Raw genomic sequence first — 12,042 nt, 5'->3', positions numbered from 1 at the left:
CCACCAGATCACCCCTTCAGGAAAGTACGCTGCGATCAGCGAAGCCTTGCATTGTATACCTGCTTTCAACAAGAACGCAAGAAGGAGGTGAAAAAAGTTGGGGCGCGCGCCTCCCCCTCGATAATTCAGCCCATGGCACTGATGACACTGATGGATGGCCAGCTGGCCTTTGGGCACTGGCCGCTGCTGGATAAGGCGAGTTTTGCGCTGGAGGCGCAGGAGCGCGTAGGGCTGATCGGGCACAACGGCGCCGGCAAGTCTTCGCTGCTCAAGGTTCTGGCCGGCTTGGCGTCCCTGGACGATGGCCTGCTCACGTCGCAACAGGGCACGCGGATTGCCTATGTGGCGCAGGAGCCCGAGTTGCAGGCCAACGCGACGGTGTTTGATGCAGTGTCGCAAGGCCTGGCACGGGCCAAGGCGTTGCGTGAACGTTACCAGCACGCCAGCGATGCGGCAGAACTTGCGCGTCTGCAGACCGAGATCGAAGCGCTGGATGCCTGGAACTGGGAGCAGCGGGTCGAAGAAGCTTTGCAGCGCCTGCACCTGGATGGAAATGGCAAGGTGGGCGAGCTCTCAGGCGGCATGCAAAAGCGCGTGGCGCTTGCCCAGGCGCTGGTGGCCAGGCCCCATGTACTGCTGCTGGACGAGCCGACCAACCACCTGGACCTGGAGGCGATCGAGTGGCTGGAGGACTTGCTGCTGGGCTTTGCCGGCAGCGTGGTGACGATTACGCACGACCGCAGCTTTCTGGACCGCGTTGCCACCCGCATCGTTGAACTGGATCGCGGTCAGCTCAATTCCTATCCCGGCAATTTTGGCGCCTATCAGCGACAGAAGGCCGAGCAACTGGCGCAGGAAGAAATCATCAACGCCAAGGCCGACAAGCTGCTGGCACAAGAAGAGGTGTGGATACGCAAGGGTGTGGAGGCGCGGCGCACACGCAGCCAGAGCCGCATCACGCGACTGCACGACTTGCGCCGTGCGCATGCCGAACGGCGCAATGCGCTCGGACGCGTGAAGCTGGATGTGGACTCCGGCCGCGGCGGCGGCTACCAAGGCAAGATCGTGGCGCAGCTGGAGAACGTCGGCAAGGCGTTCGGCGACAAGCCGGTGGTCGCGGATTTCACTGCCACCATCCTGCGCGGCGACAAGGTCGGCTTGATCGGCCCGAATGGCGCAGGCAAGACGACGTTGCTCAAGTTGATGCTGGGCCAGCTGCAACCCGACCGCGGCGAGATCAAGCGTGGCGCGAACCTGCAGATTGCCTACTTTGACCAGATGCGGGCGCAGCTCGATCTGGACGCCACGCTGGAGGACTTCATCAGCCCGGGCAGCGAATGGATAGAAATCGGCCAGGAACGCAAGCATGTGAAAAGCTATCTGGGCGATTTCCTGTTCTCCCCCGCGCGCGCGCACTCCCCCGTGCGCTCACTCTCGGGCGGCGAGCGCAACCGCCTGCTGCTGGCACGCCTGTTCGCCCGCCCCGCCAATGTGCTGGTACTGGACGAGCCCACCAACGACCTCGACATCGACACGCTGGAGCTGCTGGAGGAGTTGCTGCAGAACTACGACGGCACGGTTTTTCTCGTGAGCCACGACCGGCGCTTTGTCGACAACGTCGTGACCAGCATCATTGCCAGCGAGGGTGAAGGGCGCTGGCGCGAGTACGAAGGCGATGTCGAGGATTGGCTGACGCAAGTCAAACGCAGCCGGATGCTGGCCACGCCCAAAGCGGCGCCTCTTGAAATTTCAAGCAAAATCGAAGCCGAGCGTAATACTGGCGTGCGCGAACAGCTACAAAAAAAGAAGCTAAGCTACAAGGAGCAGCGCGAATTGGAGCAACTGCCCGCCCAGATCGAGGCGCTGGAAGCGGAACAGCAGGCGCTGCGCGAGGCCCTGGCCGACGGCACGCTCTACGCACGGGACCATGAGCGCGCGGCGCAGCTCGCCCGGCGCGACGGCGAGATTGAAGACTTGCTGATGCAGTCACTGGAGCGCTGGGAGGCGCTCTCGACCTGACGCAGCCTACCTGAACACGACGGTCTTGTGGCCATCCAGCAGCACGCGGTGCTCGCTGTGCCACTTGACGGCGCGCGCCAGCACCTGGCTTTCGGTGTCGCGCCCGCGCGCGGCAAGGTCTTCCACCGTATCGGTATGGTCCACACGCGCCACATCCTGCTCGATGATCGGACCTTCATCGAGGTCAGCCGTCACGTAGTGCGCCGTGGCACCGATGAGTTTCACGCCGCGTTCATGCGCCTGGTAATAGGGCTTGGCGCCCTTGAAGCTCGGCAGAAAGCTGTGGTGGATGTTGATCGCCCGCCCGGCCAGCCGGGTGCACATGTCGTTGGACAGGATTTGCATGTAGCGCGCCAGCACCACCAACTCGGCGCCCGCGGCGTCGATGATCTCCAGCTGCCGCTGCTCCACCTGCGCCTTGGTGGCGGCGGTGACGGGCAGATGGTGAAACGGGATGTCGTAGCCGGCGGCAAGCTGGTAGAAATCGCGGTGGTTGCTGATGATGGCCGCCACCTCGACGGCCAGCAGGCCGCTTTTCACGCGAAACAGCAGGTCGTTCAGGCAATGGCCCTGCTGGCTCACCAGGATCACGGTCTTCATCGGCCGCGCGCGGTCGCGCAGGCTCCAGCGCATCGCAAAGGGCTCGGCAAACCCCGCCAGCCGTGCCGTCAGCGCCGCATGGTCATGGCGATCACAGGCAAACTGCACGCGCATGAAAAACAGGCCGGTGGCCGGGTCGTTGTACTGCGCGGCTTCTTCGATATTGCCGCCATGCTCCAACAGAAAACCGGAGACGGCGTGCACCAGCCCGAGACGGTCAGGGCAAGACAAGGTCAGCACATAGGTGTGATTCATGCCGTTGATTGTCGCAGCAGGAAACCCCATCGGCGCGGTCGCGGCGCTTCAATAACTACCAAATATATAGCTACCAACGACCGTGTTCACTGAGTCAGAGTTCATTTTCAGTCTTCCCACCACATGGCCGCCAGATCGTGCGCCACGATGGGGTAGTTGACCCACGCGCCGCGCAAACCCTTGCGCACCACCGTGCCCACCTGCGGCGTATAGACCCAGGCGTTGACGGCGTCGTTGGCCAGAAAGCGCTGGATGCGTGCGAACAATTGCTGGCGTTCGCGCGCGTTGGTGCTGGTGGCATGGCGCGCAACCAGCGCGCGAAACGCGCTGCTGTCGTAGTGGAAGTAGTACGCCGGATCGGTGTAGATGAGGTAATCCAGCGGCTCGACATGGTTGATGAAGGTCATGTCGAAATCGCCCTTGAATGGCCCGGCCAGCCATTGCGCCCACGTCATCGGCACCGACTCCACGCTGATGCCGACCGCCGCCAGATACTGGACCAGCAGTGGCGCGCCGGTGACCGCGTAGGGCGTGGGCGGCAACGCCAGCTGCAGGCGCAGCGGAGTCTGCACGCCTGCGTCCGCCAGTAGCGCGCGCGCCGTTTCCGGGTTGTGGGGGTACAGGCTTTCCAGGTGCAGATAGCCAGGATCGGTGGGTGCGAAGTGGCTGCCGATCGGCACGCCGCGCCCGCCGAAGGCCTGGCGAATCATGCCTTCGCGATTGATGGCATGCGTGATGGCACGGCGCACGCGCACATCATCAAGCGGCTTGCGCCGGTTGTTCAACGCGAGCATGGTCTTGCCGCTGGATGCGCCCACCAGCAGTTGAAAGCCGGTGTTGCGCTCAAAACGCCGCACTATCGGAGTCGCGAACTGAAAGAGAAGGTCCAGCTCGCCGTCATCCAGGGCGGATGCCTGCTGGTCGGGATCGGTGATGAAGCGAAACACGCCCTCCGTGATCTGCGGTGTGCTGCGGTCATGGTGCGGCGCACGCACCAGGCGCAGGCTGTGGCCCTTGGCCCAGTGATCGAGCCGGTACGGTCCGGTACCCACCGGTTGCGTGGCCGCCTGACCTGCGCTGTCAGGGTGCAGGATCACTGCCGTGTTCTCCCCCAGATGGAAGAGAAACTGCGCATCCGCATGGTGCAGCGTGATGTCGACCTGGTGGGTGCCACTCGCCTCGATGCGCGCCATGTTGGCAAACAGTGCCTTGCGCGCCTTGTTGGTCGACCCCGGAGCGGCCGAGCGCTCAAAGCTGAAGCGCACCGTCTGCGCGGTCAGCGCATTGCCGTCGTGAAAGCGCACGCCCTGGCGCAGGTGAAAGCGGTAGTGCAGCCCGTCATCGCTGCCGCTCCAGTGCTCGGCCAGCAGCGGCACGACGCTGCCGTTCTCCTCGATCCGGGTGAGCCCCTCCAGGATGTTGTAGTGCGTCACGCCGCCGACGGCCGCCAGCGCATCCATGGTGGGGTCCAGGCTGGAGGGCTCCTGCGTGGTGCCCAGCGTCACGCGGCGCACGGAACCCTCGGCCTGCGCCGGACGCACCCATGCCGCCGCGCCGCCGCCGTATGCCAGCAGGCTTGCCAGCGCCTCGCGCCGGCGCCATCCCGGGGGGGCACCTGCACCCGCCCACCCCTGGCTGCCCTTTGGTACTGCCATTGACTGCCCTTCTGAATGCCACGCCCGACGCGACGCACAGTGATAGTGCCAACGGGCTATTCCAGCATGTTTCCAAGTGTGACATAGTAAGCTCTCTCGGCCCCGTTCTCCGGCCGTCATTGCTGCAGATGCCTCCCGCTGCCCCGTTCACCCGACAGTCCCCACGCACGCTGGCCGCGCTGGCGCTGCTGCTGATCGCGGTTTTTTCGGCCACGGGTTGGGGCTTGTGGAACAGCTATACCACCCGCGAAGCACGCTTTCGCCATCAGGTGGAGGCGGGGCTCAATGCGGTCAACGAGTTGCAGGTCAGTTCAGTCGCCATGTGGCGCGCACGGCGCGTCGCCGAAGCCGGCATGCTCAGCGACGACGCTACGCTCGCCGACGCCACCGCAAGCTGGCTTTCCGGGCGCCATCCGGCCGAAGAGCTGGCGTTGCGCGAACGCTTGCGCTCGCTGGTCGAGCGCCTGCAGTACAGCAACGCCTGGCTGGTGAATCCGCAGGGTCGGCTGCTGCTGGCAGCGCACGGCGCGCGGCGCGGCGAGCTGCCGGTGGCCGAGCAACAGGCGCTTGCACGTGCGTTGGAGATGGCGGTGCCGGCGGTCGTCGGGCTGCGCAGCGACCAAGGCATGGGCTACCCGTTCTACAGCGTGCTTGCGCCCCTGTTTGATGCGCAGGGCAAGGCGCTTGGCGCCATCTGGCTGGTGATGAACGCCAACACCACGCTGTTTCCGTTGCTGCAGACCTGGCCCACCAGCAGCCAAAGCGCAGAGTCGCTGCTGGTGCAGCGCGAAGGCGATGGCATGCAGGTGCTGAGCCCACTGCGCCACCGCAGCGACCCACCATTGAGCCTGCGTGTCTCGCCCAAGGGCGCGAAGGACCCGGTGGCCGCCCAATTGATCCAGGGCGTGCGCGGCACGCTTCAGGGGCTGGACTACCGCAACCGGCAGGTCACCGCCACCGTCGGCGCGATCCCCGAAAGCGACTGGCTGATCGTCTCCAAGGTGGACAGCGCCGAAGCCCTCTCCGACAGCGAGCAGCGCGAGGGGCTGGCGGTGCTGCTGATCGCCAGCCTGGCGCTGCTGCTCACCGGCAGCCTGGTGCTGCTGTGGCTGCGCAGCGCCTGGCAGCGCGAGCGCGCGCTCAAGCACGACTTGCAAGAGCACATGCTGTGGCTGGATGCGGCGCAAATGGCAGCGGCCATCGGCTACTACGCCTACGACACTGCAACCCAGCGTTACGACATCTCGCCCACGGCGGCCGAGATTTACGGATTTGCCGACCGCACCTCGGTTTCACGCGAAGACTGGCTCGCAGCCGTGCATCCGCAAGACCGCGACTGGGTGTGGGATTACACCGGTCAGGCCCTCAAGGAACGCCGAGCGCTGCGCATGCAGCACCGCATCGTGCGCGTGAGCGACCAGCAAACGCGCTGGATCGAAGTGCTGGGCGATTTCATGCAAGACGCATCGGACACCGCCACGCGGATCGTCGGCACGATGCAGGACATCACCGAGCGCAAACTGACGGAAGAGCGCCTGGAGCACTATCGCCAGGAGCTGGAGGCCCAGGTGCGCCTGGACCCGCTGACGCAGGTGGCCAACCGGCTGGCATTGGATGAAGCCCTGGCGCAGGAATGGGCGCGGGCACAGCGCGCCCACACCCCGGTGGCGCTCTTGATGATAGACATCGACCTGTTCAAGTCCTTCAACGACCACCACGGCCATGTCGCGGGCGACCAATGCCTGCGTCGCGTGGCCCAGGCGCTGATTCAATCGACCGGGCGCGCCGGAGACCTGGTGGCGCGCTACGGCGGCGAGGAGTTCGCCGTGTTGCTGCCCGGCACCGATGAAGAGCAGGCGCGTGTCGTCGGCGAGCGGCTGCGTCAGGCAGTACGTGAATTGGGGCTGGAGCATCTGTCCGGCGCAGACGGCCACCCGATCACCATCAGCGTGGGCGCAGCCAGCGTCTGGCCGCACACCCAGCCCGCGCCCGGCGCGACCCAGCCCAGCGGACTGGAGCTGGCCAACGAGCTGGTGCACCGCGCGGATACCGCGCTGTACGCCGCCAAGGCGCAGGGGCGCGACCGGGTGGCCTCGTGGCTGCCGGGCATGGGGCAATCCACGCTGTTTGACCTGGCGCCGCCGACCACATTGCAATGAGCTTTCAGGCGGTGCTTTTTGACTGCGACGGCGTGCTGGTGGACAGCGAGGCCATCACCAACGGCGTGCTGTGCCAGATGCTCAATGAGGCGGGCTGGGCGCTTTCGGCGCAAGAGTGCCTGCGCATCTTCATCGGCAAGGCGGTGCGCAGCGAAGCCCAGCGCATCCAGCAGGAGACCGGCCAACCGCTGACCGATGCCTGGATGGCGGCCTTTTACACGCGGCGCAATGCACGGCTGAGCGCAGAGCTGCAAGCGATCCCTGGCGCCGTGCAGACCGTACGCACATTGCATGCACAGCTCGGCGGGCGCATTGCCTGCGCCTCGGGTGCGGATCTCGCCAAGGTGCAGATGCAGCTGGCGCAGGTCGGCCTCGCACCCTACTTTGGCGCGCATGTGTTCAGCGGGCACGATCTGCCGGCGAGCAAACCCGCGCCCGATGTGTATCTGGCTGCCGCCGCCAGTCTGGGCGTCGCGCCCGGGCGCTGCCTGGTGGTGGAAGACACGGCCATCGGCGTGCGCGCCGGTGTGGCGGCGGGCGCCACGGTGGTCGGTTTTTGCCCGCCGCAGGGCGCCGTCAACACCGAGGCGCAGCTGCGCGATGCCGGTGTCGTGCATGTGCTCAGCGACATGCACCAGCTCCCCGATTGGCTCAATGCAGCTTGATGAAAAACAGCACCGTCATCACCAATCCGATGACGACGATGCTCCAGCGCAGCACGGCTGGCGGCAGCTTGCGCGCACCGCGTGCGCCAAGGTAGCCGCCCAGCGTGGCGGCCACCATCATGATCAAGGCTTCCTTCCACTGCACGATGCCGCCGACCGCGTAGATCGCCACCGCAATCGCGGTGAGCAGAGTCGAAACCAGGTTCTTGATCGCATTCATCGCGTTGAGCTTGGTCTGTCCCAGCAGCCCGAAGAGCGCCAGCATCAAGATGCCCATGCCGCCGTTGAAGTACCCCCCATAGCCCGCCACCAGCAGCAGCCCCGCCACCGCCTTGGCACGCGAGGCTTGCGCGCCCCCGGCCCTGTGACCGTCGGCCCAGCGGCGCAATTGCGGCCCGAAAGCAAACATCGCCGTGGCCGCCAGCAGCAACCACGGAATCAGGCGGTTGAAGGCTGCCTCCGACGTGACCAGCAGCAAAGCGGCGCCCAGCACGCCGCCGATCAGCGAGAGCACTATCACCAGCGGCATCGAAAGGCCCGGCGCCGGCTCCATGTCCTCGCGCGAGCCGGCGATGCTGGCCACATAACCCGGCAGCAGCGCCACCGTGCCGGTGGCGTTGGCTGTCACCGATGGCACGCCGACGGCGATCAGCGCAGGCAGCGTGAGAAAGCTGCCGCCGCCGGCGACAGCATTGAGCGTGCCGGCGAAAAAGGCGGCCACCAGCAGCAGAGCACTGTCCATCATCCGGCGGCGTAGGGGTCGGCAAAGCCCAGCCCCGCAAGAATGGTGGTTTCACGCGCTTCCATCGCGCGCGCGTCGGCTTCGCCGGTTTCGTGATCCCAGCCCTGCGCGTGCAGCGTGCCATGCACCAGCAAGTGGGCGTAATGCTCCTCCAGCGTCTTGTTCTGCTCGCGCGCCTCGCGTTCCACCACTGAGGCGCACAGCACCAGGTCGGCCATCACGGCGGGCTCCTGCTGGTAATCAAAAGTGAGCACATTGGTCGCGTAGTCCTTGTGGCGGTAGCTGCGGTTGAGCTCGCGGCCTTCCTCCTCGCCGACGATGCGCACCGTGATCTCGCCATCCAGCTCCAGCGCGTGGCGAATCCAGCGCGCGACCTTGTGGCGCGCCAGCAGCGCACGGTGCGCGCTGGCGCCGCGGGCGAACTGCAGCGAAAGCGTCAGGTGATGCAAGGGCATGGTTTCAAGCAAAATCGGCCTCTAGCGCTTGATGGGCAAGCGCAAGCAGCTATCAAACAAGGAATTCACAGCATCTGCGTCGGCACCCGGTGGGTAAGGGAAACCTGGCGATTGTTCTCATCGACGAAGACCAGACGCGGCTGGTGCGTGGCGAGTTCCTCCTCACCCACCTGCGCGAAGGCCGCAATGATGAGCAGATCGCCCACGCAGGCGCGGCGCGCGGCTGAGCCGTTGACCGAGATCATGCCGCTGCCCCTCTGGCCCTTGATGGCGTAGGTGACGAAGCGCTGGCCGCTGTCCACATTCCAGATGTGCACCTGCTCGTTCTCGACGATGCCGGCGGCGTCCAGCAGGTCTTCATCGATGGCACACGAGCCCTCGTAATGCAGGTCGCAAAGCGTGGCACGCACGCGGTGAATCTTGGATTTGAGCAGGGTACGGATCATGGAGGCAAAGCAGAAAAAATCAGGTTGCGCTGCGCGTCTTGCGCTGCGCATCATAGGCATCGACGATGCGTGCCACCAGAGGGTGGCGCACCACGTCGGCACTGGTGAAATGCGTGGTGGCGATGCCTGGCACGCGCCGCAGGATACGCTCCGCATCCACCAGGCCACTGGTCGCGCCACGCGGCAGATCCACCTGGCTGACATCACCCGTCACGACGGCTCTGGAGCCAAAGCCGATGCGCGTGAGAAACATCTTCATCTGCTCGGGCGTGGTGTTTTGCGCCTCGTCCAGGATCACGAAGGCATTGTTCAGCGTCCGGCCGCGCATGAAGGCCAGCGGCGCGATCTCGAGCTGAGCGCGCTCGAAGGCCTTTTGCACGCGATCAAACCCCATCAGCTCGTAGAGCGCGTCATACAGCGGACGCAGATAGGGGTCGACCTTCTGCGTCAGATCGCCCGGCAAAAAACCCAGGCGTTCGCCCGCCTCCACGGCCGGGCGCGTGAGGATGATGCGCTGCACTGCCGAACGCTCCAGCGCATCCACCGCGCAAGCCACCGCCAGATAGGTCTTGCCGGTGCCCGCCGGGCCGATGCCGAAGGTGATGTCGTGCGCCGCGATCGCGGCCAGGTACACGCTCTGGTTGGGCGTGCGTGCCTTCAGGTCGCTGCGGCGCGTGCTCAGCTGGATGGCGCCATCCGCATCCTCGGTCAATTGCATGTCGCTGGCGAGCACCAGCTGCACCTGCTCTGGCTTGAGCGGACGCGCCGCCATTTCATACAGCGCCTGCAACACCTCCATCGCCCGCGTCGCCTGCGCCTTGGCGCCCTCTACCTTGAACTGCTCATGTCGGTGCGCAATCTTCACCGAGAGCGCCAGCTCGATGTTGCGCAGATACTCATCGGCCGGGCCGCACAAGTGCGCAAGGCGGGTATTGTTCAGGGGAATGAAGGTATGACGCAGGATCACGCAGATAATTTCCGTCAGGCGCTGCAAGCGTAGTGGTGCACGCTCATTGCGGCAAAGGATGTGAATGATAGGCAAACTCAGCGGCCAGCTCCTGGAGAAGAACCCTCCCGAGGTATTGATCGACTGCCACGGCGTGGGCTATGAGGTACTGGTGCCGATGAGCACCTTCTACAACCTTCCCGCCATCGGCGAGAGCGTGAGCCTGCTCACGCAGTTCATCGTGCGCGAGGACGCGCAGCTGCTCTACGGCTTCGCCACCCAGGCCGAGCGCCAGACCTTTCGCGAACTGATCAAGGTCAGCGGCGTCGGCCCGCGCACCGCGCTGGCCATCCTCTCGGGCATAGGCGCGGCAGACCTTGCGCAGGCAGTGACGCTGCAGGAAACGGGGCGCCTGGTGAAGGTCCCTGGCATCGGCAAGAAAACCGCCGAAAGACTGCTGCTGGAATTGAGGGGCAAGCTGGGCGCCGACATCGGCGTGCGTGCGCAGCCCGGCAGCCAGGCGCAGGCGGATATCCTGCAGGCGCTGCTGGCGCTGGGCTACAACGACAAGGAAGCGGCCGCTGCGCTCAAGGCACTGCCAGCGGGGGTGGGTGTCAGCGAAGGCATCAAGCTCGCACTCAAGGCGCTGGCCAAGTAACAGGACAAGCATGCACACAATGCATTTGCAGCGACTCTCATCGCTTTGCCTGGTGCTGGCACTGGCTGGCTGCGGCGGTGGCTCTGACGCACCTGCACCCGCCCCGACGCCCACGCCAGCGCCTGCACCTGTTCCCGGCTCCAATCGCATCGAACCCTATGACCCCGGGCCGCTGCAGAAACTGGCACCGTCAAACATGGCCGATCTGCCGCTGGTCAGCGTGGTGCCCGACGCGACCATCACCCTGGCGCTGCTTCCGCCACCCCTAGCCAAAGCAGGTGAGACGCAGCAGGCGGGCACACCGCTGCAGATCGGCATCGGGCGCTCCATCGCCGCCACCGCGGACGAGGCGTCCACCGCGGCGCTGCTGCAATGGCAGCCTGCAGAACGCGGTATGCAGCAGGCCGCACTGCGCTTTCACGCCGACGCAGCGCAGGGCCTGCGTCTGGGCCTTGCCGTACGGGCGCTGCCGGATGCATCGCAATTGCTGGTTCAGGGCGCGCAAGGACAGGCGCAGCGCATCGACACCGCGCTGCTGCAAGCCGCCACGCCGCTGGTCTGGAGCCCCGAAGTGGCTGGAGAAGAAGTCACTCTCGTCATCCGGGTTCCCGCACAAGCATCACCGCTGCAGGTGCGCCTGGCGGTGCCGCGCCTGTCGCAGACCACCGTGGCGCCAGATCAGGCACCAACGCTGGCAAAGGCCGGCGCCGGCAGTTGCGAAGTGAGTGTTGCCTGCAGCCCGGACTACATCGAGCAGGGCCGCTCGGTCGCACGGCTGCGCTTCGTCGAAACCAACGGGAACGCCTTCCAGTGCAGCGGCACGCTGATGAATGACATGGCCTCCAGCGGCACGCCCTACCTCCTGACGGCCCGCCACTGCATCGCAGACCAGGCGGCAGCTGCCACACTCACGACCGACTGGCTGCTGCGCGCCAGCGCCTGCGGCAGCTCCACACCCACCGCCGAACGGGCACAGCGCACCGGCGGTGCGACAGTGCTATACACCAACCCCGGCACCGACACCACACTGCTGCGCCTGAACGACATGCCGCCCGTGGGCGTGGTCTACGCCGGTTCGTATTTCGGCGCCAACGTCATCGCCGGCACGGCGATTTCGGATGTGCATCACCCCGAGGGAGACCTGCAGCGCGTCAGCCTCGGCACCGTGACCGGCTACAGCAACTGCACCAGCAACCTGTGCGTGAACGAGGACCGCAGCCTTGCACGCTTTTATTCGGTGCGCTGGCAGCAAGGCGTCGTTGAACCCGGCAGCAGCGGCTCCGGTGCCTTCACCGCAATAGGCGCGCGCCGCTATCTGGTAGGGCAGCTGTTTGGCGGCACTTCCAGTTGCAGTGCGCCCAACGGCACCGACTATTTCGCTCGCTTCGACGTGAACTACGCCAACGGCCTGCAATCTTGGCTCAACCCCTGAAAGAGCCACC

Annotated in this window: 11 protein-coding genes; 5 read left to right on the top strand and 6 right to left on the bottom strand. The window is 65.5% G+C overall.

Annotated features, from left to right (window positions below):
- Positions 1 to 132: 132 nt before the first annotated feature.
- Positions 133 to 2,019: an ATP-binding cassette domain-containing protein gene (locus tag ABS45_RS03155; RefSeq protein WP_291552862.1), complete on the top strand. Its 1,887-nt coding sequence runs from the start codon at positions 133 to 135 to the stop codon at positions 2,017 to 2,019.
- Between the two features lie 6 nt (positions 2,020 to 2,025).
- Here ABS45_RS03155 and purU read toward each other — a convergent pair whose 3' ends face one another.
- Both purU and ABS45_RS03145 read right to left on the bottom strand, forming a co-directional pair.
- Positions 2,026 to 2,874 (bottom strand): formyltetrahydrofolate deformylase, encoded by an 849-nt coding sequence (gene purU / locus ABS45_RS03150; RefSeq protein WP_291552860.1) that lies wholly within the window; start codon positions 2,872 to 2,874, stop codon positions 2,026 to 2,028.
- Positions 2,875 to 2,981: 107 nt separating this feature from the next.
- Complete coding sequence (locus ABS45_RS03145) at positions 2,982 to 4,529, bottom strand: ABC transporter substrate-binding protein (protein ID WP_291552858.1); 1,548 nt, start codon at positions 4,527 to 4,529, stop codon at positions 2,982 to 2,984.
- Positions 4,530 to 4,657: 128 nt separating this feature from the next.
- Here ABS45_RS03145 and ABS45_RS03140 point away from each other — a divergent pair, with 128 nt between their 5' ends.
- Positions 4,658 to 6,688: a diguanylate cyclase gene (locus ABS45_RS03140; RefSeq protein ID WP_291552856.1), complete on the top strand. Its 2,031-nt coding sequence runs from the start codon at positions 4,658 to 4,660 to the stop codon at positions 6,686 to 6,688.
- A complete protein-coding gene (locus tag ABS45_RS03135; protein WP_291552854.1) occupies positions 6,685 to 7,353 on the top strand; it encodes an HAD family phosphatase in 669 nt (222 codons plus the stop codon). Before ABS45_RS03140 ends, ABS45_RS03135 begins: the two co-directional genes overlap by 4 nt.
- On the opposite strand, the gene ABS45_RS03130 is transcribed toward ABS45_RS03135, so the two are convergent.
- The 4 genes from ABS45_RS03130 to ABS45_RS03115 form a co-directional block, all read right to left on the bottom strand.
- Positions 7,340 to 8,098, bottom strand: coding sequence for a sulfite exporter TauE/SafE family protein (locus ABS45_RS03130; RefSeq protein WP_291552853.1), 759 nt, complete (start codon positions 8,096 to 8,098; stop codon positions 7,340 to 7,342). The genes ABS45_RS03135 and ABS45_RS03130 overlap by 14 nt on opposite strands.
- Complete coding sequence (gene ybeY, locus ABS45_RS03125) at positions 8,095 to 8,550, bottom strand: rRNA maturation RNase YbeY (RefSeq protein WP_291552851.1); 456 nt, start codon at positions 8,548 to 8,550, stop codon at positions 8,095 to 8,097. The genes ABS45_RS03130 and ybeY overlap by 4 nt, the downstream gene beginning before the upstream one ends.
- A gap of 65 nt (positions 8,551 to 8,615) precedes the next feature.
- Positions 8,616 to 8,996, bottom strand: a complete 381-nt coding sequence (gene panD / locus ABS45_RS03120) for an aspartate 1-decarboxylase (protein ID WP_291552848.1) — start codon at positions 8,994 to 8,996, stop codon at positions 8,616 to 8,618.
- A 19-nt stretch (positions 8,997 to 9,015) separates the two neighbouring features.
- A complete protein-coding gene (locus tag ABS45_RS03115) occupies positions 9,016 to 9,963 on the bottom strand; it encodes a PhoH family protein (protein WP_291552846.1) in 948 nt (315 codons plus the stop codon).
- Between the two features lie 64 nt (positions 9,964 to 10,027).
- On the opposite strand from ABS45_RS03115, the gene ruvA reads away from it, so the two are divergent.
- On the top strand, positions 10,028 to 10,600 hold the full coding sequence (ruvA, locus tag ABS45_RS03110) for a Holliday junction branch migration protein RuvA (RefSeq protein ID WP_291552844.1): 573 nt from the start codon (positions 10,028 to 10,030) through the stop codon (positions 10,598 to 10,600).
- A 10-nt stretch (positions 10,601 to 10,610) separates the two neighbouring features.
- Positions 10,611 to 12,032, top strand: coding sequence for a trypsin-like peptidase domain-containing protein (locus ABS45_RS03105; RefSeq protein WP_291552842.1), 1,422 nt, complete (start codon positions 10,611 to 10,613; stop codon positions 12,030 to 12,032).
- Positions 12,033 to 12,042 lie beyond the last annotated feature (10 nt).

This window comes from Comamonas sp. SCN 65-56 (assembly GCF_001724135.1).
GTDB lineage: Bacteria > Pseudomonadota > Gammaproteobacteria > Burkholderiales > Burkholderiaceae_C > Comamonas_C.
The sequence above is the reverse complement of the archived record's forward strand: the minus strand, read 5'-3'. Positions and strand labels throughout refer to the sequence as shown.

Coding starts and splice junctions, on each gene's coding strand:
- purU (WP_291552860.1), bottom strand. CDS start 2,874: ATGAATCACACCTATGTGCTGACCTTGTCTTGCCCTGACCGTCTCGGG.
- ABS45_RS03145 (WP_291552858.1), bottom strand. CDS start 4,529: ATGGCAGTACCAAAGGGCAGCCAGGGGTGGGCGGGTGCAGGTGCCCCC.
- ruvA (WP_291552844.1), top strand. CDS start 10,028: ATGATAGGCAAACTCAGCGGCCAGCTCCTGGAGAAGAACCCTCCCGAG.
- ybeY (WP_291552851.1), bottom strand. CDS start 8,550: ATGCCCTTGCATCACCTGACGCTTTCGCTGCAGTTCGCCCGCGGCGCC.
- ABS45_RS03155 (WP_291552862.1), top strand. CDS start 133: ATGGCACTGATGACACTGATGGATGGCCAGCTGGCCTTTGGGCACTGG.
- ABS45_RS03135 (WP_291552854.1), top strand. CDS start 6,685: ATGAGCTTTCAGGCGGTGCTTTTTGACTGCGACGGCGTGCTGGTGGAC.
- ABS45_RS03140 (WP_291552856.1), top strand. CDS start 4,658: ATGCCTCCCGCTGCCCCGTTCACCCGACAGTCCCCACGCACGCTGGCC.
- ABS45_RS03105 (WP_291552842.1), top strand. CDS start 10,611: ATGCACACAATGCATTTGCAGCGACTCTCATCGCTTTGCCTGGTGCTG.
- ABS45_RS03130 (WP_291552853.1), bottom strand. CDS start 8,098: ATGATGGACAGTGCTCTGCTGCTGGTGGCCGCCTTTTTCGCCGGCACG.
- panD (WP_291552848.1), bottom strand. CDS start 8,996: ATGATCCGTACCCTGCTCAAATCCAAGATTCACCGCGTGCGTGCCACG.